Origin of the sequence: Naumannella cuiyingiana (assembly GCF_013408305.1) — a bacterium.
GTDB classification, from domain to species: domain Bacteria; phylum Actinomycetota; class Actinomycetes; order Propionibacteriales; family Propionibacteriaceae; genus Naumannella; species Naumannella cuiyingiana.
This window is the reverse complement of record NZ_JACBZS010000001.1, coordinates 279,860-302,368: the sequence shown is the minus strand read 5'-3', so window position 1 is coordinate 302,368 and position 22,509 is coordinate 279,860. Positions and strand designations below refer to the sequence as shown.

The following is a 22,509-nucleotide window of genomic DNA, read 5'->3' as shown; positions in this document are numbered from 1 at the left end:
ATCAGCATCGCCCGGCGGGCGGGTTCGCAGACACCGATTCGCTCACCTCGTCAGTCTGTCAGCTACGCTCCGATGCCGTGCGCCTGGTTGTTGCTGACTGCTCCGTCGACTACGCGGGCCGGCTGACCGCCCACCTGCCGATGGCGACCCGGCTGATCCTGATCAAGGCCGACGGGTCGGTCTCGATCCACGCCGACGACCGGGCCTACAAGCCGCTGAACTGGATGAGCCCGCCGTGCACCCTGACCATCGACGAGTCACCCGAATCGGACGAGGCGGCGCCCGGGGTGGCGCTGGAGGCCCGCTGGCAGGTCCGCGGTAAGGACGGCGAGCTGCTGCAGATCTCGATCGCCCGGGTGCATCACGACTCCTCCCACGAGCTCGGGGTCGATCCGGGGCTGCGCAAGGACGGCGTGGAGGCCCATCTGCAGGAGTTGCTGGCGGCCAATCCCGAGACCCTGGGGCGGGGCTGGGCGCTGGTCCGCCGCGAGTTCCCGACGGCGATCGGGCCGGTCGACCTGTTGTGTCGCGACGCCGATGGCACGCACATCGCGGTCGAGGTGAAGCGCCGCGGCGAGATCGACGGGGTGGAACAGCTCACCCGTTACCTGGAGCTGCTGAACCGGGATCCGCTGTTGGGGAAGGTACGCGGGGTCTTCGCCGCGCAGGCGATCAAGCCGCAGGCCCGGGTGCTCGCGACGGATCGCGGCATCGCCTGCGTGACGGTGGACTACGACGCGCTGCGCGGTCTGGACGATCCGGATTCGCGGCTGTTCTGAGTCCGGACCACCGGCTGGCGCAGGATCGTCCGCAGTCTCTCCGGCGCCGACCGGCGCGGGTCGCCGAGGTAGATCTCGTGGTGCCGACCGGTCAGTCCGAGCCCGTTGGCCGGCAGGAACTCGTCGTGCAACGCGGCCAGCACGGGGCCCTCGGCGTCGTAGGGGCCGATGTGCAGCGTCTGCACCACCAGATCCTCGGCCAGGGTTTCGGCCCGCAGCGCGTCGATCGCCGGGGCGCCAGCCTTGCGGCGTACCGTCTCGCGGGCCTCGGCGACCGCCGCCGCATCGAGCCAGTCGGGGATCATGATCATCGCCGTCCAGTCCCAGCGCGATTTGTCGCGGGCGGCGGTGAACGCGGCCATGTCGTCGGCCCACCACAGCGCCTCCAGCGGCGGAACCGTGTAGTCGCGGCCGAGCTCGGAGCGGCTGGCGAACTTCAATCGGTACGCCACGGGGTACAGCGTGGCCAGCGCATCGGCATAGCTGCTCGCCGTGTTCGGATCGCCGTGTCCGTCGATCATCAGGTAGCGCAACGGCGGCACCGTGATCAACTCGAAGCGCCCGCGCGGCGCGCTGTAGCAGGCGAGTTCGCGCTTGAAGTCGATCTTGCCCGCCGTGGCGTCCGCATTCGCTGGCATGGGCGAATCCTCACAGATCGCAGGGTCGACCAATAGGGTGTTGGCCCATGAAGCGTGCAGCGTTCCTCGCACTGCTCGGGCTCGCCGGTGTCGTCGGGTTGGCGCTGGTGGCACTGGCGGCCGCGGGCTGGTGGTCGATCGGGCCGCTGGCCGGTGCCGGGGTGCTGGTGTTCGGCAGCTACGGGCCGTGGGTCCTGCCGATCTCGGCGGCGGTGCTGGGCATCGGTCTGCTCGGTCGCCGCTTCGGCCGCACCGTGCTCGGCTGGTTCGTCGCCGCGCTGGCGACGGTGTCGCTGCTGGCCGGGCTGGTCGTGGTCACACCGCAGGTGGTGCTGGCGCTCAGCGAGGGCTCGGCGATCGGGCCGGCGAATGCCCTCGGCATCGAGACGGGACCGCCCGCCGAACCCGACCGCGTCGAGGTCTACGCGACGCCGGACGGCACCGAACTGCGGGCCGGCATCTGGCTCCCGCCGCGCGAGGCGCTGGATCCCGGTGCGGCGGTGCTCTGGGTGCATGGCGGAAGATTCGTCGGCGGCGGTTTCGGCGACGATGCGCGGCGGCTGCGCCGGATCGCCGATGCCGGCTACCCGGCGATCTCGATCGACTACCGGCTGTCCCCGCCGCCGCGCTGGCGCGATGCCAACGGCGATGTCGCCTGCGCGCTGGGTTGGCTGCGCGGGCGCGGCAAGGAGTTCGGGATCGACCCCGACAAGATCGTGCTCGGCGGTGCATCGGCCGGCGGGACCCTCGCCCTGAACGTCGCCTACGGGCTGGGCCTTCCTGAGGACGAGGGCGGGGTGACATCGAGCTGCGGCGATCGACCGAAGCCGCCGGCCGCCGTCCTCGCCGTCTCGCCGCCGGTCGACCTCACCCGGCCGAGCCCCAGCGGCGAGTTCCGTTATCGCGACTTTCTCGGTGGCGGGCCCGACGAGGCAGCCGAGGCCTACGCCTACGCCTCGCCGAGCACGAAGATCCGGCGCGGGCTGCCCCGGACCCTGATCGTGCAGGGCGACGCCGACCGGCTGGTCGACCCGGCCGTCAGTTCGGCCTTCGCCGAGCAGGTACGCCGCGCCCGCAACGAGGTCCGCTATGTGAGCTATCCCTTCGGTGGGCACGCCTTCGACCGCCCGGCGACGCTGGGGGAGGCGCTGACCGAGCGGGCGATCATGCGCTGGCTCCAGCAGTGGTTCCCCGTGCCCTACTGAGCCGAGGTGCCTCGATCGGGGAACCGCGCGCGGTGCAACGCCTCGAGCTCGTCCACCAGTTCCGGCGCCGGCCCGTCGACGACGGCTCCCGGCACCACGTCGAGGATCGGCAGGGCGGCCACCGGGCCGGGCGGCACGCCCCACGCGTCGAGCCAGCCCGCGAGCTGTGCCGACGACGCGGCGTACACGATCCGCCCCAGCCCGACCCAGCCGTGACCAGCCGCGCACATCGGGCAGTGTTCACCGGAGGTGTAGACGGTGGCGCCGGCACGCTCGGCCGGGGTCAGGTGCTCTGCCGCCCAGCGGGCGATCGCGAACTCCGGGTGCCGGGTGGCATCGCCGCCCCGGACCCGGTTGCGGTCGGCGAAGAGAGTTTCGCCCGAGGCCGCGACGAGGATCGAGCCGAACGGCTCGTCCCCGTCGGCCAGGGCCTGGCGAGCCAGTTCGACGCAGCGGCGCAGGTGGTCCAGGTCGTCGGGCGTGATCGGCATGGGGGCATTCTCCCGCGCCCGGTCGGGCGACGCGCCGGCTCAGCTCCGGTCGAGTCGCGGGACGAGCACCTCGCGGTAGAGCAACAGCAACACCGCGGCCACCGGGATGGCGAGGATCGCGCCGACGACGCCATAGAGGATTCCGCCGGAGATCGCGGCGATCACGACAATGACGCCCGGCACGTCGACCGAGCGCTGGAACACGCGGGGCTGGATCACATAGGCGTCGAACTGCTGGTAGACGAGCCCGTAGATCACGCAGGCGACCCCCTGCGGGATGCTGAGGGAGAAGCCGATCAGCGCGACGATGGTCAGCGAGATCGTCGAGCCGACGAGCGGGATGAAGGCGAACAGCGCCACCACGATCGCCAGCGCCAGGGCGTACCGGCCGATCCCGGCGATGTTGAGGAAGATGAAGGCGCAGGTCGCCGCGCACAGCGACACGAAGAACATCCCGGTGAGGTAGCCGCCGACCTGGCGCATCATCTTGTCGGCCAGGTAGCGAGCCCGTGGCCGCCGCGACGCCGGCGCGAGTTGGTAGATGGCGCGCTTGATGCTCGGCAGCGAGATCAGGAAGTACAGGGTCAGCACGATCGTCACCACCAGCGAGAAGACCGTGTTGGCGACGGCCACGCCGGCCCCGAGGAGACCACCGAAGGCCTGGTTGGCCCACTGTCCGGACCCGATGAAGTCCGAGAGCCGCTGGCTGATCTGGTAGTCGTGGTCGAGTGCCGCGATTCGCGGATTGGTGAGCAACCGATCGAGGACGGCGGGCATCGCCGCCGACAGCGAATTCACCTGGTCGATCACGATCGGGATGATCGCCCACAGCGCGAGTGCCACCAGCCCGAGCCCGATCACCGCGACGCCGAGCACACCGATACCGCGCCGCAACCCGCGCCGGGTCAGGAACTCCACCAACGGGTTCAGGCCGAGCGCGATGAACAGCGACAACACCACGAGCATGATCACCGACTGGAGCCGGATGACCATCAGGCCGACGCCGAGCGCGGCCAGCACACCGAGCGTGCCGAGAAAGCCGACCGCGAACGGCGACATCTGCGCGAGCCCGCTGCGGATCGGCCCCGATGGTGCCGGCGGCGGAGCCTCGCCCGGGTCGGTATCGCCGGGTACGCCCTCGCCTGCCGGCGGGTCAGTGGGTTGGTTGGTCGTCAGGCCGCGCAGTCGTCCCAACAATCCGCGGCGGGCGGGGTCGGCGCTCACCGGCTGTCGCTCCCTGCTCGGGTGGGGTTCACTGCTTGGTGGCGGCCTTTCCGGGCGTGTCCTCGCCCGGGGTCAGCTTGCGGGTGCTGACCTCGGTCGCGGTCGGCTCGTCGTCCTCGGCCGGCTCGGTGGGATTGGCCGGCTCGGTGGGATCGGCCGGCGCGGCGGGCTTGTTCCCGGCCGGCCCGGCGGCGGGCTGCTGCGGCGAGCGGGTCGCCTGGGCCGCGGGCTTGTTCCTGGCCGGCTCGGCGGCGGGCTTGTTCCCGGCGGGCTTGGTCTTCGGCTGCGCGGCCGGGGGCTCGGCGGCCAGCGTCGCCGACTTGCTCTCCAGCTCGGCACCGAAGTCGCCGACGGTCATGTCGGGGAACTCCTCCGCGGTCTGGGTGGCCAGGGCCGACAGGCTGGTGAGCTGGGCCAGGATCGACTGCTTGCGCTGGTTCAGCATGGCGGTCTCGCGGGCCAACTGCTCCTTGCGCCAGGCGAACTGCTCCTCGGCGCGCCTGGTCATCGCCTCGGCCTGCTTGCGGGCATTGGCGATCTGCTCCTCGGTCTCGCGCGCCGCGAGCACCTTGACCCGCTCGGCCTCCTTGATCGCCTCGCCGCGGATGCGGTTGGCCTCGGCCGCCTGCTTGGCGAGGACATCGTTGGACTCCGCGTGCTGCTGCTTGGCCTCGGCCAGCAGCTTGGTGGTCTCCGTGCTGACCTTCTCGTGCTCGCTACGCACGGACCCGAGCATCTCCTCGCGCTTGCGGGCGGCCTCGGCGGTCGCCTCCGCGGCCTGGCGCTTGGCGCCCTCCAGGGTCTGCTCGGCGCTCAGCCGGGCCTGCTCGACCCGGGCGGCGGCCTGGCGCTCGGCCTCGGCGACGATCGTCTGGGCGCGCCGCTCGGCCGCCTGCACGACATTGGCCGCCTCGGCCTGGGCCATCTCGACGTGCTGGGTGGCCTGCCGGTCGAGGTTGTCGCGCAGTTGTCGCAGGTCGCCCAGCGCCGCGGCCTTGGTGTCCTCGGCCTCGCGCGCGCCGGCCGTGCGCAGCTCATCGCCCGCGCGCCGCGCCTCCTCCTTGATCCGCTCGGCTTCCAGCGCGGCCCGGTCGGTCAGCTCGCGGGCCTGTACCTGGGCAACGCGCAGGATCTCCGTGGCGTGATTGCCCAGATGCTCGAAGTCGCCCTCGGCCGGCACGATCGGTTGCGTCGGCTCCGCGGCGCTCAGGTCCGCATTCTGCTGTTCGAGGTCGCGGATGTAGTCGCGGGCCTGGGCCAGGCGTTCCTCCAGGGAGAGCACGTACTCATCGACCGCGTTGCGGTCATATCCCCGCAGTGAGGTGGGGAAGTTGCCGGCCGCGCTGGCCTTGTCATCGAAAAGATTGAGTCCGGTCATCTCGGTCACGGTGGTGCTCCTGGTAGCTGAGTCGTGCGAGGCTCGGTGAACGGCGCCTGGTACCACGCTAGCGTGCCCGGTGGCAACGAGCCCTCAGCCGCTGGTCGGAGCCGGCTCGACGAGCTCGAGCAAGATTCCTGCGGTGTCCTTGGGGTGCACGAAGTTGATCCGGGAGCCGCCCGTGCCGCGCCGCGGTTCGTCGTAGAGCAGGCGCAGGCCGCGCTCGCGCAACGTCTGCGAGACCGCGGCGACGTCGCGGACCCGGTAGGCGACCTGCTGGATGCCGGGACCCGAACGATCGAGGAACCGACCGATCGCAGAATCCGGCCGGAGCGGGGCGAGCAACTGCACCTGGGCGCCGGAGCCGTCGCCCGCGGCGAGCATGGCCTCGGCCACGCCCTGCTCCTCGTTGGTCTCGCGGTGCACCTCGCGCCAGCCCAGCACCTCGGTGTGGAAGCGCACCGCCTCGGCGAGGTCGGGGACGGCGTACCCGACATGGTCGATCCCCTCGAACAGCTCATCCCCCTCGAACAGCTCATTCATGCGGCCAAGCATGCCGCGCCCGGGGCGCCGTCGCGCGGGTAGGGTGGGCCCGACATCGGCCGCCGCGACGGGCGGCGTTCGGGACAGGGAGGTGCCGGGAATGGCTTCGCAGGGCACACAGGCGCGAGATGACCGCCGGGGCGGCGGGTCCTACATCGTGGGCGGGGCGCGTACCCCGTTCGGCAAGCTGCTCGGCGGCCTGGCGAGTCTGTCGGCGACCGACCTCGGCGGTCTGGCGATTGCCGGCGCGCTCGAACGCTCCGGCGTGGATCCCGGCGAGATCGACTACGTGATCATGGGACAGGTGCTGCCCGCCGGGGCAGGTCAGTTGCCCGCCCGACAGGCGGCGGTGAAGGCCGGCATCGCGATGGACGTCCCGGCGATGACGATCAACAAGGTGTGTCTGTCGGGGCTCACTGCGGTGGCGATGGCCGACCAGTTGATCCGGGCCGGCGAGGCCGAGGTGGTCGTCGCCGGCGGGATGGAGTCGATGACCGCGGCACCACATCTGCTCACGGGATCGCGGGCCGGATACAAGTACGGCGAGGTGACCGCGGCCGATCACATGGCCCTGGACGCGCTGACCGATGTCTACACCGACCAGTCGATGGGCGCGCTGACCGAGCAGTACAACAAGGGTGACGTCGAGGTCAGCCGCGCCGACGGCGATGCGTTCGCCGCCCGGTCCCACCAGCGTGCGGCCGCGAGCGCGGGCGTGCTGGCCGAGGAGATCGTCGAGGTACGCATCCCGCAGCGCAAGGGCGATCCCGTGGTGATCGCCGCCGACGAAGGGGTACGCGGCGACGCGACCGCGGAGGGCCTGGGCAAGCTCCGCCCCGCGTTCGCCCCGGACGGGACCATCACCGCCGGCTCGTCCAGCCCGATCTCCGACGGCGCGGCCGCGGTGATCGTCGCCAGCCCCGAGGCGGCCCGGCGGCTCGGTCTGACCCCGATCGCACGGATCGGCGGGTACGGCCAGGTCGCGGGACCGGACTCCTCGCTGCAGTTGCAGCCGGCGAACGCGATCCGGCGGGCGGCCGAACGGGACGGCATCGACGTCGCCGACCTCGACGTGATCGAGATCAACGAGGCCTTTGCCGCCGTCGGGGTGGCCAGTGCCCGGTCGCTCGGGCTGGACGAGCAGGCCATCGACGACAAGATCAACATCCACGGCGGCGCGATCGCCCTCGGCCATCCGGTCGGCGCCTCGGGCGCGCGCCTGGTGCTCACGCTCGCCACCGAACTCGATCGCCGGGGTTCCGGGGCGGGCGCCGCGGCGCTGTGTGGCGGTGGCGGACAGGGCGATGCCCTGATCCTGCACGCCGTGGGTGACTGACGAACGCCGCCGCCGCGACCGCCCGGCGGATTAGGCTGACCGTGTGATCAGGGTCCTCGCCGTCGCGGATTCGGACCCGAACCTCGAGTGGGGGGAGGGTCTGCTGGGCGGCGCCCGGGACCGGATCGATCACTATTCGGTCGTGCTGCGCGGTCCGGATCCGCCGACCAGGGCACAGATCCGGTCGGCAGCGGGCCGCGTGGTGCCCGTGGTCGGCGCCCACCGGCTGTTGGCGCTGGTCGGGGAACTGGAGCCGGACGCCGTGCTGCTGGCCTGCAGCAGCGGCGTCGTCGGCGCCCTGCTGGACTATCCGGCCCTGCGCGGTCCCGCGCGGCCGGTGCTGATCGCGGGCGCGCCGGGCATCGCGTACCCGGTCGGCCCGACGAAGCTGCGCGCGATGGCCGGGATCGACCTGCTGATCGTGCACAGCCGGACGGAGCGGGCGGCGTACCGACGGTTGCTGGTGGACGACACCGAGTTCGCCGACCAGGCGACCCAGATCGGGCTCGCCACGCTGCCTGCGCTGGCCGGGGCCGAGGTCCGGCGCGGGCGCCAGGCACTGGTCGTGTTCGCGGCGCAGGACGCGGTCCCCGCGACGGCACGGCAGCGCCGAGCGATCCTGGATGCGCTGGCCGCGGTGCCGCCGGAGTACATGCCGGTGATCCAGGCCGGGATCCCCGGACGGCGGCGCGGCTCGGGCGCACCGGCGGCCTATGCCGACCTGGAGCCGCATCCGCGGATCGAGTTCCGCCACGGTGGGGCGGCGGAGACGCTCGACCATGCCGCGGGTTGCGCCACGATCTCGGGGACGGTGGCCCTGCAGGCTCTCGCGCGGGGCATACCGGTGCTGGCCCTCGACGACTTCGGGATCGGCCCGGCGCTCGGCAACGAGGTGTTCGAGGACTCGGGCCTGTTCGGCGGCCTCGGGGACCTGCGGGAGGCAAGATTCCGGTCGCCGGTGCGGGACTGGCTGCTCGCGAACTACTTCCAGCCGGCGGCCGAGGCCGACTGGCTGGCCCGGCTCGACGGGCTCGTGGCGCGCCGCAATTCCGGGGCGCTGGGGGCGGCGACGCCGGGACAGGTGGCCCCGCGGGCCCGGGTGGCGCGGCAGCTGCGGCTGCGGCTGCCGGGCATCAGCAGGTACGCCGATGCCGCGCGCGGCCGGCGCCCGGCGAACTGAATCTCCGGCGGTGTTCGCTGTGGGCGATCAGGGGAAGAATCGCCCGAGCCCGGAGGTTGAGTCGGTGACACTCAATTCCTGGAGGACGACGTGCAACTTCCCATTCTCTTCCTCGGCGAGTTGGTGGTACTGCCCGGCATGGTGGTGCCGATCGAGCTCGACGAGTCATCCCGGTCCGCGGTCGACACGGCGCGGGCCAGCAGCGACGGCCGGCTGGTCGTCGCCCCTCGCCTGTCCGATCGGTACGCGAGCTACGGCGTGATCGCCGAGATCGTCCAGGAGGGCCGTCTCGCCAGCGGCGAGCCTGCCGCCGTGCTGCGCGCCGGGCGTCGGGTGAAGATCAGCTCCGGCGTCGCCGGTCCCGGCACTGCGTTGTGGGTCGAGACCGACGACGTCGACACCGGCACCGTCGATGACGGCGTTCGCGAGCTGGCCAAGGAGTACAAGTCGCTGGTCATCGCCACCCTGCAGCGCCGCGACGCCTGGCAGGTGATCGACAACGTGCAGAAGATCACCGATCCCGATCAGCTTGCCGACCTCGCCGGCTATGCCAGTTGGCTGTCCGATGACCGCAAGCGCGAACTGCTGGAGACCCCGGAGGTCGCCGAGCGGTTGCGGCTGCTGACCGAGTGGACCCGCGACCACATCGCCGAGACCGAGGTCAACGACAAGATCGCCGGCGATGTGCGCGAGGGGATGGAGAAGTCCCAGCGCGAGTTCCTGCTGCGCCAGCAACTGAACGCGATCCGCAAGGAACTGGGCGAGGACGAGCCAGACGGCGCCGACGACTACCGCTCGCGGGTGGAGGCGGCCGACCTGCCCGAGCAGGTGCGCGAGGCCGCCCTGCGCGAGGTCGGCAAGCTCGAACGCAGCTCCGACTCCACCCCGGAGGCTGGCTGGATCCGGACCTGGCTGGACACGGTCCTCGACCTGCCGTGGAACACCACGACGACCGACAACACCGACATCGCCGCCGCGCGGCAGGTGCTGGACGCCGATCACCACGGGCTGGAGGATGTGAAGGACCGGATGATCGAGTACCTGGCGGTCCGCTCCCGGCGCGCCGAGCGCGGGATGCACGTGGTCGGCGGCCGCGGCTCGGGAGCTGTGCTGGCGCTGGCCGGCCCGCCCGGTGTCGGCAAGACCTCGCTGGGGGAGTCCGTCGCCCGCGCGTTGGGCCGCAAGTTCGTCCGGGTCGCCCTCGGCGGCGTGCGCGACGAGGCCGAGATCCGCGGGCACCGGCGTACCTATGTCGGGGCACTGCCGGGCCGGATCGTCCGGGCGATCGGCGAGGCCGGTTCGATGAATCCGGTCGTGCTGTTGGACGAGATCGACAAGGTGGGCTCGGACTACCGCGGCGACCCGTCCTCGGCGCTGCTCGAGGTCCTCGATCCGGCGCAGAACCACACCTTCCGTGATCACTACCTCGAGGTCGATCTCGACCTGTCCGATGTGTTGTTCCTGGCCACCGCGAACGTGATCGAGAACATCCCGGGCCCGTTGCTGGACCGGATGGAACTGGTCACCATCGACGGCTACACCGAGGACGACAAGATCAACATCGCCCGGGACTTCCTGTTGCCGAAGCAGCGCGAGCTGGCGGCGCTGGATGCCGACGAGGTGGAGATCACCGACGCCGCGCTGCGGGAGATCGCGGCGAACTACACCCGCGAGCCGGGCGTGCGGCAACTGGAACGACTGCTGGCCAAGGGATTGCGAAAGGTCGCGACCCGGTTGGCGCAGGGTGTCGACGGCAAGGTGATCATCGACGAGCCGAACCTGACCGAGTTCCTCGGCCGGCCGCGATTCACCCCGGAGGCGCACGAGCGGACATCGGTGCCGGGCGTCGCGACGGGGCTCGCGGTGACCGGGCTCGGCGGCGACGTGCTCTTCGTCGAGGCGAATGCCGTCGACGGTGAGCGAGGGCTCACGCTGACCGGCCAACTGGGTGAGGTGATGAAGGAGTCCGCGCACATCGCGCTCTCCTACGTGCGTGCCCACGCCGAGCAGCTCGGGATCGCCGATCCGAGCGTGCTCGACCGGCGGATCCACGTCCACGTGCCCGCGGGCGCGATCCCGAAGGACGGGCCGAGCGCGGGCGTCACCATGGTCACCGCGCTGACCTCGATGGCCACCGGGCGTCCCGTCCGCGGCGATGTCGGGATGACCGGCGAGGTCACCCTGAACGGCCGGGTGCTGCCGATCGGCGGGGTGAAGCAGAAGCTGCTTGCCGCCCAGCGCGCGGGCCTGAGCGCGGTCTTCGTGCCGCAGCGCAACGAACCGGATCTCGACGAGGTCCCGGCCGAGGTGCTCGAGGCCCTGACGGTGGTGCCGAGCACGGATGTCGCCGCCCTGGTCGAGGCCGCGCTGGAACCCGCCGATCGGGCGGCGAGCGTCGCCGCCTGACCGACCACCCGGCCCGCACCGGATGCCCGGTCCGACCGCACCCCGGGTGGGTGTCGGTGGGACCGGGCATGCTGGCGCCATGACCGATGTGCTCGCCGATGCCGGTGCCGCCCCGCGACTGGGCCTGACCTTCGTGCCATGGGATCGCCCGCCCGAGGACCTGCCCGCCTTCGCCCGCCTGGTGGAGGACTCGGGCCTGGACACGCTGTGGCTGTGGGAGGACTGCTTCGCCCAGAGCGGGCTGGCCTGCGCGGCGACCGCGCTCGCGGGCACGTCGCGGATCCGGGTCGGGGTGGCGCTGCTGCCCACGCCCCTGCGCAATGTCGCGCTGACCGCGATGGAGCTCGCGACGCTGGCGCGGCTGTATCCGGGCCGACTGCTTCCCGGCATCGGGCACGGCGTGCAGGACTGGATGGCCCAGGCGGGGGCGAAGGTCGCGTCGCCGATGACGTTGTTGCGGGAGTACGCCGTGGCGCTGCGCGCCCTGCTGGCGGGCGAGGAGGTCACCGTGTCGGGCCGGTACGTGAAGCTGGACCGGGTGCGGCTGCGCTACCCGCCGACCGAGCCGCTGCCGCTGCTGATGGGCGGATTCGGGGAGAAGACGCTGCGGTTGTCGGCCGAACTCGCCGACGGGGTGTTGCTGGCGCGCGGTGGCGCCGAGGCCGTGGGGCGGATGCGCGGCGTGCTCGACGAGACCGGTTCGCGTGCCGGCATCGTGCTCGGGATCGGGCCCGAGGAGGGCGCGAACATCCCCGGCGCCGCGGAGGCGATCACCGCCGCCGCGCGCGCCGGGGCCACCGACATCACCGTCGAGCCGGCCCCTGACGAGCCCGACCTGCCGGGGCTGATCGAGGCCGTGCGGGCCGCGGGCGGCCATGCCGGAGAAACGATCACGACGTGACCGCGACCTGACCGCGATCCTCGCGAACGGGCGCAGCGCCGGGGCGCGGCCTGATGTCGAAGTCGAAGATCTCGGTCGGCAGGAAGACCGAACAGCAGGCGTTGGGGATGTCGACCACCCCGCCGATCCGCCCCTCGATCGGGGACGTGCCCAGGATCAGGTAGGCCTGTTCGCCCGTGTAGCCCCACTTGCCCAGATACTCGATCGCATTCAGGCAGGCATTGCGATAGGCCATGGTCGCGTCCATGTAGGCATTGGAGTTGTCATCGTGGTTGACCGACACCCCGATGAATGTCAACCATTCCGAATACAGCGGCGCCACCCGCCCCGGCATGAAGACCGGGTTGTTGTGTACGCCGTACGTGTCCATGCCGCCCTTGATCAGATCCACATGCATGTCGATGAATCCGCCCATCTCGATGGCGCCACAGAAGTTGATCTCCCCATCACCCTGGCTGAAATGCAGGTCGCCACCGGACAGGAGGGCGCCTTCGACGAACACGGGGTAGAAGATGCGGCTGCCGCGAGTGAAGTTCTTGATGTCGTGATTGCCGCCGTTCTCGCGGGCGGGCACGGTGCGCGCGCCGTCGGCAGCGATCGCGTCCAACGGCGCCCCCTCGGCGGTCCCGCCGAGGGTGCCGTCCACCAGCGGCGGCAGGGCGAGCGGTGGGACACGGTCGGGGTCGGTGGCGATCAGGGCGCGCTCGCGCTCATTCCACGCGGCCAGCAACTCGGCCGACGGCGCGGTGCCGAACAGGCCCGGATGGGTGATCCCGGTGTAGCGCACGCCGGGAACGTGCCGCGACGTGCACTGTTGCCCCTGGAAGTCCCAGATGGCCTTGTAGGCGTCCGGGAACTGATCGGTGAGGAAGCCCCCGCCGTTCACCTTCGCGAAGATGCCCGAGTACCCCCAGCCCTCGCCACAGTTCGGTCCGACGGTCTGAGGTACCGGTCCGAGGTCGAGGATGTCCACCACGAGCAGGTCGCCCGGCTCGGCGCCCTCCACACCGATCGGGCCGGACAACATGTGGCACGGGGAAAGATCGACATCGCGCACATCGTTGGCGGAGTCGTTGTTGCCGATCTGGCCGTCGGTCCACTCCTTGCACTCGATCCGGAACTCCTGACCGGGTTTCACCATGACGGCCGGGGGAACATCGGGATGCCAGCGGTTGTGACCGGGCACTGCCTGGTCGCGCATCGAGAGGCTCTGGTCGACGCTGAACACTACTTCGGGCATATCGCTTCTCCTTCTTGGGCGGGCTTGTTCGGGTGGATCAGTCCGACGTGACAGCGGGTTCAGGTCCGGACCGACCGTTCGTCGGTGTCGGCGTCGGTGTCGGTGTCGGTGGTGGACGGTGGCGCAGTGGCGAGCCGGCGGCCGAGGACGGCGGAGACCACCACGAGGGCGCCCCCGAGGATCGCAATCACCACGGCCGCTTCGGCCGTGGACTGCCACCGGTCGAAGACGATCAAGATCCCGACCACCGCCGTCAGAACTCCCTCGCCGGTCGCAACGATCCCGGTGGCGGGCGCCCATTCGGCACGTCCCCGAGCCAGGAGCACGAAGAACATCGCCCACAACACCGCCCAGAGCAGCCAGATCACCCCGAAGCCGGGATCGGCCTGGGCGGTGAAGGCGTACCCACCGAAGACGACCGCGCTGACGGCGACGAACAGTGAGAACCAGCCCAGGCCTTCGGCGCCCCAGCCAGTGGCATTCGCGACCCCGACCCAGAGGTAGGTGAACCCGAAAAGGTAGATCGGTGCCGCGGCGAGCACCGCTGCGGGCTCGCCGCCGGAGTTGATCAACGCCAGGGTCGGGAAGATCACCTGCATCGATCCAACCATCAGGTTGAGCGGGGCAGCGCCCTTCGGCGTGATCCGCCCGAGCAGCATCAGGCCGTTCACGATCAGGACCGCGCCCACGTAGAACAGCCCGATCGCTCCCATGATCAGCTCCGGGGCAGCCGTGCCTGCAGCGGGTGCGCGGGTCCCATCGGGCCTGGCGCGGTCACCGCCGGTGGAATCGCGCGGACCACCCGGGGCCGCTCGGCCGACCCGTCGGCCAGGTCGGCGGCCCGGGACAGGCCTGCCGAGATGGTGCGCAGAGCGGGTGCGGTGTAGCGCCGTCGCGCCTCGTTGCCGCACCGAGGGCATCGAGCGCGGGCAGCCGCCTGCGACATCGGCAGGCTCAGATCGAAACCGCCACACCGGCGGCAGGTGAACTCATAGGTCGCCATCGGGTCCTCCATGCGTTCACACGGAATATACCCATTTGAAAATATCTGTCAAGGCAAGCGCCGACGGATCAGCGGTTGGGGTCCGGCAACTCGTCCAGCGCCGCGGCGAGATCCTCCCGGGTCGGCGCCGAGTCCAGTGCCGCACGCTCGATCCCCGCCACCTTGGCGGCGAGGCGTTGGTGCAACGCCTTCCCGCGCCGAGTGAGCCCGACCAGCACGCGCCGCCGGTCCTGCACGTCGGCGATCCGATGCAACAGGCCGGCCGCGACCAGGCGATCGATGACCCGCGTCAGCGTAGGACCGCTGATCAGCGTGGCTTCGGCGATGTCCGACATCGGCCGCTTCGGTCCTGTCGCAAGCAGCTCAAGGGCGCGCCACTCGTCGAGCCGCAGTCCTTCGGCCCGGAGGGGCAGGACAAGCGCCGCCTCGACCCGAGCGACCACGCGGGCAAGTCGCAATGTCGGCCCGCCGGTGCGGTTGAGCTCGGCCGTATCGCTCACAGATGTCCTCCGTGGATCGGGTCCGGTCGCGCACACTCCGGACAAGATTGGAGTAGTTTCATACTGAAATAGGCCGTGGCGAGGCTAGCACGGGGGGCGGGCGTGCACGAGGAACGCAGCTTTCGCGTCGGGTTGGTCATCCCGCAACAGGGACCGCCCGGATTGTTCGCGCCTTCGTGTGAGGCAGTGGCCGAGCTGGCCGCCGATCAGTTGAACGATCGCAGCGGGATCGCGGGGCGGCAGGTGGAGATCGAGATCTTCGACGGCGCTGCTGCGCCGGATACGATCGCCTCCCAGATCCGCGCCGCTGCCCGGACCGGGCGGATCCACGGGGTCACCGGCTGGCACATCTCGGCCGTGCGGCGCACTCTCGTCCCGGCACTGGGTGGGCTTGTTCCCTACGTCTACACCTCGTTGTACGAAGGCGGGGAGCGCGCCAGCGCGGTCTACTGTTCCGGCGAGACGCCACGGATGCAGATCGCGCCCGCCCTGCAGTGGCTCCGGCAACACCAAGGGGTGAAGAGTTGGTGTGTCGTCGGCGATGACTACATCTGGCCGAGGTCGACCGCGCGTTCGATAGCGGCCTACTGCGGCCGGCTCGGCCTGAGAATCGTCGGCGAGCGATTCGTGCCCTATGGCGGGGCGGAGTTCGACGACGCCGCACGCTGGGCGCTGCAGACCGGCGCCCACGGGGTGCTCTTGTTGTTGGTCGGGGAGGATGCCGTGCGCTTCATCCGCGCTTTCGCCGCACTGCCCGGATCCGAGGACATGGTGCGCTACACCCCGCTGATGGAGGAGAACATGGTCCTTGCGAGCGGCGCCGACGCGGCGGACGGTCTGTTCGTCTCTGCCGGCTACTTCGCGAATCTCGCCACCGCCGGTGCACTCGATCTGGTCGGCGCCTACGCCGCGCGGTTCGGCACCGAAGCGCCGGTACTGAACAACATGGCGGAGTCCTGCTACGAAGGTCTGCTCGCCCTCGCCCTGCTGTCCGGCCCGAGACGAGAGCCGCTCGGCTACGACGGGCCGCGCGGGAGCATGGTGCTCGGACGCGGACACTTCGATCAACAGGTCTATCTCGCGCGCGTCGATGGTCTGCAGTTCGAGATCTTGGACACCATCCACCGACCGGGTGCGGCTGCGCCCGGCTGATCATTCTGCGTGGGCGTCGCTCGGGCCCGGTCCGCCCGCGGGCTGCGGCCTCTCGCTTCAGCCGGCGAGTACGCCGTCGACCAGGCTCTGGGCCTGCTCTTGCACCTCGCGAAGATGATCTTCGCCGCGCATCGATTCGGCATAGATCTTGTACTTGTCCTCCGTGCCCGAGGGGCGCGCGGCGAACCACGCATTCTCGGTGGTGACCTTGATCCCGCCGATCGGCGCATCGTTACCGGGCGCGCGGGTGAGCACGGCCGTGATCGGCTCGCCGGCCAGCTCGCTCGCGGAGACGTCATCGGGGGACAGGGCCGCGAGCCGCGCCTTCTGTTCGCGACCCGCGGTGGCATCGGTGCGCGCGTAGGCCGGCGTACCGAAGCGCTCGGTGAGGCCGGCATAGAGCTGGCTCGGTGTCTGCCCGGTGACGGCGGTGATCTCGGAGGCGAGCAGGCACAACAAGATGCCGTCCTTGTCGGTGGTCCAGGTGGCGCCGTCGCGGGTCAGGAACGACGCACCGGCGGACTCCTCGCCGCCGAAGCCCAGCTCACCAGTGCTCAGCCCCGGCACGAACCACTTGAAGCCGACCGGCACCTCCACCAGCCGGCGACCGAGGTCGGCGACGACCCGGTCGATCATGGACGACGAGACCAGCGTCTTGCCGACCCCGGCGCCCGCCGCCCAGCCGGGACGATTGGCGTACAGATAGCCGATGGCCACCGCGAGGTAGGCATTCGGGTTCATCAGGCCCGCATCGGGGGTGACGATGCCGTGCCGATCGGCATCGGCGTCGTTGCCGGTCGCGAGGTCGTAGGCATCGCGACTCGCCAGCAGCGACGCCATCGCGTCCGGCGAGGACGGGTCCATCCTGATCTTGCCGTCGGAGTCCAGCGTCATGAACGACCACGTCGGGTCGACCGAGTCGTTGGTCACCGTCAGGTCGATGCCGAGCCGCTCGGCGATCGCCTGCCAGTACTGCACGCTCGCCCCGCCCATCGGGTCGGCCCCGATCCGCAGCCCGGACCCGCGGATCGCATCGAGATCGATCGCGGAGGCAAGATCATCGAGATAGCGGCCGAGATAGTCGAAGCGCTCCACCTGCCGCGCCGCCTCGGCGTAGGCGATCCGGCGGATGCCGCTCGGATCGCGCAGCAGTTCGTTCGCGCGCGCCGCGATCGCGGACGTGGCATCGGTGTCGGCCGGACCGCCGTGCGGCGGGTTGTACTTGAACCCGCCGTCGCGCGGCGGATTGTGCGAGGGGGTGACGACGATTCCGTCCGCCCGCGCCCCGGAACCCGAGTTGTGCACCACGATCGCCCGGGACAGCGCAGGCGTGGGGGTGTAGTCGCCCTCGCCCTCGGCCAGCACGGGCACGCCGTTGGCGATCAGCACCTCGGTGGCGGTCTGCCAGGCGGGCAGCGACAGCGCGTGGGTGTCCTTGCCCAGGTAGATCGGCCCGTCGATGCCCTGGCTTGCGCGGTACTCGACGATCGCCTGCGTCGTCGCCGCGATGTGCGCGTCGTTGAAGGCCCCGTCGAGGCTGGAGCCGCGGTGCCCGGACGTCCCGAAGACCACCTGCTGGTCGGGGTTGTCCGGATCGGGAGCGACGTCGTGGTACGCCGCGAGCACCGCGTCGACATCGATCAGGTCGCTGCTCTGCGCCGGCTGGCCGGCCCGCTCGTGTGCCATGCCCCCATCCTGCCGCACGGCCGCGTGCCGGGAGGGGTCCGGTACGCCGCACCGGCCGACCCGCCTGCCAGAATGGGCGCCATGACGTCTTCCAGCTTCAGCGGTGCAATGGACCTGTCGGCGCTCAAGGCCAAGGCGCAGGCGGGTGCGCAGGGCGGCGGCGCGCCCGGCGGCGCCGGTAACTACGTCGTCGAGATCAGCCAGGCCAACCTGCAGCAGGTCCTCGGTGAGTCGGTCAAGTACCCGGTGATCGTGGAGTTCTGGTCCCCCCGCGCCCAAGGCGCCGATGAACTGAGCGCCACCCTGAGCGGGCTGGCCAATTCCTCCGGCGGCCGCTTCCTGCTCGGCCGGATCGACGTGGACGCCCAGCCCGAGATCGCCCAGGCGCTCGGCGTACAGAGCGTTCCCACCGTTCTCGCGCTGCTCGGCGGCCAGGTCGCCCCCCTCTTCCAGGGCACCCAGCCGGCCGAGCAGGTCCACGCGATCGTCGATCAGGTGCTGCAGGCCGCCGTCGCGAACGGCATCGTCGGCACCGCGCCGAGCCAGGGCGGCGCGCCCGCCGGTGCCGCCGGTGAGAACGCGCCCGAGCCGCCCGCCGACCCGCGCTTCGAGGCCGCGGACGCGGCGCTGGCCGAGGGCGACTTCGTGAAGGCGGAGGCCGAGTTCGACAAGATCCTCGCCGAGACGCCGAACGACGCCGAGGCGAAGGCGGGCAAGGCGCAGGTCGGCCTGCTCGCCCGCACGAGCGGGGTGAACAACGACCCCAAGGTGGCGATCGCGCGCGCCGATGTCGAGCCCGACGATGTCGATGCCCAGCTCGCCGCCGCCGACTTCGAACTGGTTGGCGGCGACCCGGGCAAGGCCTTCGACCGCCTGATCGGGCTGGTCCGGCGTACCGCCGGCGATGATCGGGAGAAGGTACGCCGCCGCGTGCTGGAGCTGTTCGAGACCGTCGACCCGGCCGATTCCGCCGTGCTGAAGGCACGCCGCGACCTGATGACCGCGCTCTTCTGATGGCGGCGGTGGACCCGGCGGTCGCCGGGCGGTCGGTGCGCCCGGCGCGGGACGCGGACTCGGCGGCGCTGATCGACCTGATCGAGAAGATCTGGGCCGAGTACCCAGGCATCGTGCTCGACGTCGACGGCGAGGAGCCTTGGCTGCGCGCGCCGGCGCAGGCGTACGCGACGACCGGCGGCGAGCTCTTCGTCGCCGAGGACGCCGGCGTACCCGTCGCCACGATCGCCTGGCGCCCGGCGGGGGACGGGGTCGCGGAGCTGAAGTCGCTCTACGTCGCCGCGGCCGGGCGGCGCGGCGGGCTGGGCTCCGGGCTCGTCCGGTTCATCGAGGACCGCGCGCGCCGCGCGGGCGCCGAGCGGATGATCTTGTGGACCGACACGCGGTTCGCCGATGCCCACCGGCTGTACGAGCGACTTGGCTATCGGGCGACGGGCCGCGAGCGCGAGCTCGGCGACCGCTCGCAGACCGAGGAATACGAGTACGAGAAGCCGTTGCGGGCACCGCTCACCGACAGGCGCCCCGCCGAGCGCCGCAACCACGGCGATGTCTTCGTCGACGACTACGAGTGGCTGCGCGATCGGGAAAACCCCGAGGTGATCGCGCACCTACGGGCCGAGAACGCCTATGCCGAGGCGGTCACCGCCGACCAGGCGTCGCTGCGCCGGGCGATCTTCGACGAGATCAGGTCCCGGACGGAGGAGACCGATCTGTCGGTGCCCTGGCGGCGCGGCGAGTGGTGGTACTACCGGCGTACCGTCGAGGGCAGCCAGTACGCTCTGCACTGCCGGGTCCCCGCGCGCGGCGACGATTGGACGCCGCCGGTGATCGACCCCGCCGCGCCGCCGGCGGACGAGATGATCATGCTCGACGAGAACGCCGAGGCCGACGGGCACGCGTTCTTCTCGCTCGGCGCGAGCGCGGTCAGCGACGACGGGAAGCTGTTGGCGTACGCGGTCGATGTGACCGGGAACGAGAAGTTCACGCTGCGCTTCCGCGATCTTGCCACCGGAAATGATCTTGCCGATACGATCCCGGAGACGTTCTACGGCACGGTGTGGGCACCGGACTCGGCGTCGGTGACCTACCTCGTGGTGGACGAGACCTGGCGCCCGCACGAGGTACGCCGGCACGTGCTCGGCAGCGACCCGGCGCAGGATCGGGTGATCTTCCGCGAGGACGACCCCACGCTGTGGACCGCAATCGACCGGTCCGCCGACCACCGCACCCTGATCATCTCGGCCGGCAACTCCGAGGTGAGCGAGACCCGGCTGATCGACTTCGCCGAGCTCGACGCGTCCGACCGGGTCGAGCCGCGGGTGGTGTTGCCGCGGGCGGCCGGGGCGCTGTACGCGGTGGAGCCGCTCGACCTCGACGGCCGCCGGGAGTTGTTGATCACGCACAACCGGAACGGCGCGGAGAACTCGATGGTCTCGCTGCTGGCAGTCGATGAGTTGCCGCTGCCGCTCGCCGAGCAGCACTGGCGCACAGTCGTCCCGCACCGCGACGACGTCCGGATCGCCGTCGCCTTCCCGGCGGCCGGCCAGTTGTGCGTCGGCCTGCGCCGCGACGCGATCCCGACGGTCGCCTTCGCGCCGCTGGACGGCCTGGCCGGCGGCGCGTCCGTCGAGCTCTCCTCGCCGGATTTCGGCGAGCAGCTGTACTCCTGTGATGTGGTGCGCGCCAGCCTGGAGGCGCCGGTCGTGCGGCTCGGCTATGAGTCCTTCGTCACCCCGGGGAGGGTCTACGACTACGACCCTGCCGGCGGCGAACTCCTGCTGCGTAAGGAGATTCCGGTACGCGGTGGCTACCGCGCCGAGGACTATCTGGCCGAGCGGGTCTGGGCCAGGGCCGAGGACGGCACCGCGATCCCGGTCACGCTGGTACGGCGGCGCGACCTCGACCCGGGCATCCCGCAGCCGACGATCGTCTACGGGTACGGCAGCTACGAGATCTCGATGGATCCGGACTTCCGGATCCCGCGGCTCAGCCTGCTCGACCGCGGGGTGCTGTATGCCATCGCGCACGTTCGCGGCGGCGGCGAGCTCGGTCGCCGCTGGTACACCGACGGCAAGAAGCAACACAAGATCAACTCGTTCACCGACTTCGTCGCGGTGACCCGGCATCTGGTCGAGTCCGGGAGGTCGGATCCCGATCGGATCGGGGCGATGGGCGGGTCGGCTGGTGGCCTGCTGATGGGGGCTGTGGCGAATCTCGCGCCGGAGCTCTATCGGGTGATCGTCGCGCAGGTGCCGTTCGTCGACGCCCTCACCTCGATCCTCGATCCCGAGCTGCCACTCTCCGCCCTGGAGTGGGAGGAGTGGGGCAACCCGATCACCGATGCCGAGGCGTACAAAACGATCAAGGCCTACACGCCGTACGAGAACATCCGGCCCGCGGCGTACCCGCGAATCGCGGCGGTGACCAGCCTGGACGACACCCGGGTGCTCTATGTCGAGCCGGCCAAGTGGGTGGCGCGACTCCGCGAGGTCACGACCGGGGACGAGCCGATCGTCTTCAAGATCGAGATGGACGGCGGTCATGGGGGCGGTTCCGGGCGCTACAAGGGCTGGGAGGACATCGCCTGGGACTACGCGTTCCTGCTGGACGGTCTCGGGATTCGCTGATCGTCAGGTCGGCGGTAGGTCCGCCAGTGGCCGGCGGGTCACCGTCGTGGTGATCGCGAGGGACGTCGCCGCAAGAGCGACGATCGCCGGTCCCGGACCGATGAACTCTGCCAGGCTGCCACCCAGCACCGCGCCGACGCCCTGGGCGGTCATCCGGAGGGCGTTCTCCAGTCCTTGTGCCTGGCCGAGGAGATGGTGGGGCGTGGCCCGCAGCAGCCCCTCCTGCAGGGCCAGTGTCGCCGCGTAGCCGATGGAGCCGATGCCCACGGCGATTGCGGCGACGACCAGCGTCGGTGAGGCGGCGAAGATCAGGAACGAGCCGGCGAGCAGTACGCGTAACGGCAATTGCAGGCGTGCGCGACGGGCGGGGGAGAACAGTCGTCCGAGGACGATGTCGCCGAGCATCATGCCGAACGCTCCGGCGAGGTACAGCACGGACGCGCGAGCGTTCGCCCACGGCACGAACAGGGCCTCACAGCCGACAATCAGGCCGTTCGGCACGCTGGCGGCGATGATCAGCCGCCGGATTCTCCCGTCACCGAGCAGGCGGAGGTTCGTCCGCCAGCTCGACAGCAGGGCTAGCCTGCCGGTGCGACGCGCGGCATGTGCGGGTAGCCCGAGTGTGAGCGCGGCCGCCAGGGCGCTGCAGGCGGCAGCCACCCAGAACACCGTATCCACGGTGAAGGCGAGCAGGAGGGCCCCGCCGCCGGCGAAACCCGCTATCTGCAGGGCCCCGACACTGGAGTTGATCAGGGATCGGCCGGGGGCGTACTGGATCGGGCTCAGCAGGTCACCCAGTAGCCCCCAACGAGCACCGGCGGCCACCGCCGATGCGGCGCCGATGATCAGCATCGGCGCCAGGCGCGCGACCGGGGAGAGACCGGGCATGGTCTGCACTGCGAGGCAGGCCGCAATCAGCAGGTAGATCACGCGCAACAAAGTTCTTGGTGGCACCGTGTCGGCGGCAGCGAGCAACGTGTTGGCCCCGATCACCGCCGCCAATGGCGAGGCAAACATTCCGAGCGCAGTCAGCAGCGGTGAACCGGTGCTCTGCTGGAGCCCGGTGGCCAGGGCGAGCGATGCCGCTGTGGTGGAAGCGGTCTGCAGGCTGCTGACCGCGAACAGGATGCGGTAGTCGCGGATGGACAACAGCGCGCGGTAGCCGGGAGTCATGTTGCTCAGCCTTGGCTTGTTCACACCCTCTGC

20 protein-coding genes are annotated in these 22,509 nt (G+C 70.8%); 9 read left to right on the top strand and 11 right to left on the bottom strand.

Going from position 1 to position 22,509, the window contains the following annotated elements; translation table 11 throughout:
• Window positions 1–77: 77 nt before the first annotated feature.
• Entirely contained in the window at window positions 78–779 is a 702-nt protein-coding gene (gene nucS / locus GGQ54_RS01270) for an endonuclease NucS (RefSeq protein WP_179443736.1), read from the top strand.
• On the opposite strand, the gene GGQ54_RS01265 is transcribed toward nucS, so the two are convergent.
• Complete coding sequence (locus tag GGQ54_RS01265) at window positions 731–1,417, bottom strand: GyrI-like domain-containing protein (RefSeq protein ID WP_179443735.1); 687 nt, start codon at window positions 1,415–1,417, stop codon at window positions 731–733. The two genes, nucS and GGQ54_RS01265, sit on opposite strands and share 49 nt — an antisense overlap.
• Window positions 1,418–1,464: 47 nt before the next feature.
• On the opposite strand from GGQ54_RS01265, the gene GGQ54_RS01260 reads away from it, so the two are divergent.
• Window positions 1,465–2,622, top strand: coding sequence for an alpha/beta hydrolase (locus tag GGQ54_RS01260; protein ID WP_179443734.1), 1,158 nt, complete (start codon window positions 1,465–1,467; stop codon window positions 2,620–2,622).
• Here the strand turns inward: GGQ54_RS01260 and GGQ54_RS01255 are convergent.
• From GGQ54_RS01255 to mce, 4 genes are all read right to left on the bottom strand, one after another.
• Window positions 2,616–3,113, bottom strand: a complete 498-nt coding sequence (locus GGQ54_RS01255) for a nucleoside deaminase (RefSeq protein ID WP_179443733.1) — start codon at window positions 3,111–3,113, stop codon at window positions 2,616–2,618. The genes GGQ54_RS01260 and GGQ54_RS01255 overlap by 7 nt on opposite strands.
• A gap of 39 nt (window positions 3,114–3,152) precedes the next feature.
• The gene (locus tag GGQ54_RS01250) at window positions 3,153–4,337 is read right to left on the bottom strand and encodes an AI-2E family transporter (RefSeq protein WP_179443732.1); all 1,185 of its coding nucleotides are present in this window, start codon (window positions 4,335–4,337) and stop codon (window positions 3,153–3,155) included.
• Window positions 4,338–4,365: 28 nt separating this feature from the next.
• Entirely contained in the window at window positions 4,366–5,724 is a 1,359-nt protein-coding gene (locus tag GGQ54_RS01245) for a coiled-coil domain-containing protein (RefSeq protein WP_179443731.1), read from the bottom strand.
• An 84-nt stretch (window positions 5,725–5,808) separates the two neighbouring features.
• The gene (mce, locus tag GGQ54_RS01240) at window positions 5,809–6,258 is read right to left on the bottom strand and encodes a methylmalonyl-CoA epimerase (RefSeq protein WP_218843593.1); all 450 of its coding nucleotides are present in this window, start codon (window positions 6,256–6,258) and stop codon (window positions 5,809–5,811) included.
• A 100-nt stretch (window positions 6,259–6,358) separates the two neighbouring features.
• Here mce and GGQ54_RS01235 point away from each other — a divergent pair, with 100 nt between their 5' ends.
• From GGQ54_RS01235 to GGQ54_RS01220, 4 genes are all read left to right on the top strand, one after another.
• Window positions 6,359–7,594, top strand: a complete 1,236-nt coding sequence (locus GGQ54_RS01235) for an acetyl-CoA C-acetyltransferase (protein WP_179443729.1) — start codon at window positions 6,359–6,361, stop codon at window positions 7,592–7,594.
• A 43-nt stretch (window positions 7,595–7,637) separates the two neighbouring features.
• Window positions 7,638–8,774, top strand: coding sequence for a DUF6716 putative glycosyltransferase (locus tag GGQ54_RS01230; RefSeq protein WP_179443728.1), 1,137 nt, complete (start codon window positions 7,638–7,640; stop codon window positions 8,772–8,774).
• Between the two features lie 90 nt (window positions 8,775–8,864).
• Complete coding sequence (gene lon, locus GGQ54_RS01225) at window positions 8,865–11,180, top strand: endopeptidase La (protein WP_343045815.1); 2,316 nt, start codon at window positions 8,865–8,867, stop codon at window positions 11,178–11,180.
• 79 nt (window positions 11,181–11,259) lie between these two features.
• Window positions 11,260–12,081 (top strand): LLM class flavin-dependent oxidoreductase, encoded by an 822-nt coding sequence (locus tag GGQ54_RS01220; RefSeq protein ID WP_179443727.1) that lies wholly within the window; start codon window positions 11,260–11,262, stop codon window positions 12,079–12,081.
• Here the strand turns inward: GGQ54_RS01220 and fmdA are convergent.
• The 4 genes from fmdA to GGQ54_RS16810 form a co-directional block, all read right to left on the bottom strand.
• The gene (gene fmdA, locus GGQ54_RS01215; RefSeq protein ID WP_179443726.1) at window positions 12,071–13,321 is read right to left on the bottom strand and encodes a formamidase; all 1,251 of its coding nucleotides are present in this window, start codon (window positions 13,319–13,321) and stop codon (window positions 12,071–12,073) included. The two genes, GGQ54_RS01220 and fmdA, sit on opposite strands and share 11 nt — an antisense overlap.
• Window positions 13,322–13,380: 59 nt before the next feature.
• Window positions 13,381–14,034: an AmiS/UreI family transporter gene (locus tag GGQ54_RS01210; protein WP_179443725.1), complete on the bottom strand. Its 654-nt coding sequence runs from the start codon at window positions 14,032–14,034 to the stop codon at window positions 13,381–13,383.
• A 2-nt stretch (window positions 14,035–14,036) separates the two neighbouring features.
• Complete coding sequence (locus tag GGQ54_RS17720) at window positions 14,037–14,324, bottom strand: FmdB family zinc ribbon protein (RefSeq protein ID WP_179446356.1); 288 nt, start codon at window positions 14,322–14,324, stop codon at window positions 14,037–14,039.
• Between the two features lie 68 nt (window positions 14,325–14,392).
• A complete protein-coding gene (locus GGQ54_RS16810; RefSeq protein ID WP_179443724.1) occupies window positions 14,393–14,824 on the bottom strand; it encodes a MarR family transcriptional regulator in 432 nt (143 codons plus the stop codon).
• A gap of 75 nt (window positions 14,825–14,899) precedes the next feature.
• On the opposite strand from GGQ54_RS16810, the gene GGQ54_RS01195 reads away from it, so the two are divergent.
• Entirely contained in the window at window positions 14,900–15,976 is a 1,077-nt protein-coding gene (locus tag GGQ54_RS01195; protein ID WP_343045814.1) for a substrate-binding domain-containing protein, read from the top strand.
• A gap of 57 nt (window positions 15,977–16,033) precedes the next feature.
• Here GGQ54_RS01195 and pgm read toward each other — a convergent pair whose 3' ends face one another.
• A complete protein-coding gene (pgm, locus tag GGQ54_RS01190) occupies window positions 16,034–17,662 on the bottom strand; it encodes a phosphoglucomutase (alpha-D-glucose-1,6-bisphosphate-dependent) (RefSeq protein WP_179443723.1) in 1,629 nt (542 codons plus the stop codon).
• A gap of 81 nt (window positions 17,663–17,743) precedes the next feature.
• On the opposite strand from pgm, the gene GGQ54_RS01185 reads away from it, so the two are divergent.
• On the top strand, window positions 17,744–18,676 hold the full coding sequence (locus GGQ54_RS01185; protein WP_179443722.1) for a tetratricopeptide repeat protein: 933 nt from the start codon (window positions 17,744–17,746) through the stop codon (window positions 18,674–18,676).
• A complete protein-coding gene (locus GGQ54_RS01175; RefSeq protein WP_246292506.1) occupies window positions 18,676–21,303 on the top strand; it encodes a GNAT family N-acetyltransferase in 2,628 nt (875 codons plus the stop codon). The genes GGQ54_RS01185 and GGQ54_RS01175 overlap by 1 nt, the downstream gene beginning before the upstream one ends.
• 3 nt (window positions 21,304–21,306) lie before the next feature.
• On the opposite strand, the gene GGQ54_RS01170 is transcribed toward GGQ54_RS01175, so the two are convergent.
• Window positions 21,307–22,476, bottom strand: coding sequence for an MFS transporter (locus GGQ54_RS01170; protein ID WP_179443721.1), 1,170 nt, complete (start codon window positions 22,474–22,476; stop codon window positions 21,307–21,309).
• Window positions 22,477–22,509: the final 33 nt, after the last annotated feature.

Bases quoted from the DNA above. Each gene is read 5' to 3' on its own strand.
- GGQ54_RS01265 (WP_179443735.1), bottom strand. From the start codon at position 1,417: ATGCCAGCGAATGCGGACGCCACGGCGGGCAAGATCGACTTCAAGCGC.
- GGQ54_RS01260 (WP_179443734.1), top strand. From the start codon at position 1,465: ATGAAGCGTGCAGCGTTCCTCGCACTGCTCGGGCTCGCCGGTGTCGTC.
- GGQ54_RS01255 (WP_179443733.1), bottom strand. From the start codon at position 3,113: ATGCCGATCACGCCCGACGACCTGGACCACCTGCGCCGCTGCGTCGAA.
- mce (WP_218843593.1), bottom strand. From the start codon at position 6,258: ATGAATGAGCTGTTCGAGGGGGATGAGCTGTTCGAGGGGATCGACCAT.
- GGQ54_RS01235 (WP_179443729.1), top strand. From the start codon at position 6,359: ATGGCTTCGCAGGGCACACAGGCGCGAGATGACCGCCGGGGCGGCGGG.
- GGQ54_RS01220 (WP_179443727.1), top strand. From the start codon at position 11,260: ATGACCGATGTGCTCGCCGATGCCGGTGCCGCCCCGCGACTGGGCCTG.
- fmdA (WP_179443726.1), bottom strand. From the start codon at position 13,321: ATGCCCGAAGTAGTGTTCAGCGTCGACCAGAGCCTCTCGATGCGCGAC.
- GGQ54_RS01210 (WP_179443725.1), bottom strand. From the start codon at position 14,034: ATGGGAGCGATCGGGCTGTTCTACGTGGGCGCGGTCCTGATCGTGAAC.
- GGQ54_RS17720 (WP_179446356.1), bottom strand. From the start codon at position 14,324: ATGGCGACCTATGAGTTCACCTGCCGCCGGTGTGGCGGTTTCGATCTG.
- pgm (WP_179443723.1), bottom strand. From the start codon at position 17,662: ATGGCACACGAGCGGGCCGGCCAGCCGGCGCAGAGCAGCGACCTGATC.
- GGQ54_RS01185 (WP_179443722.1), top strand. From the start codon at position 17,744: ATGACGTCTTCCAGCTTCAGCGGTGCAATGGACCTGTCGGCGCTCAAG.
- GGQ54_RS01175 (WP_246292506.1), top strand. From the start codon at position 18,676: ATGGCGGCGGTGGACCCGGCGGTCGCCGGGCGGTCGGTGCGCCCGGCG.
- GGQ54_RS01170 (WP_179443721.1), bottom strand. From the start codon at position 22,476: ATGACTCCCGGCTACCGCGCGCTGTTGTCCATCCGCGACTACCGCATC.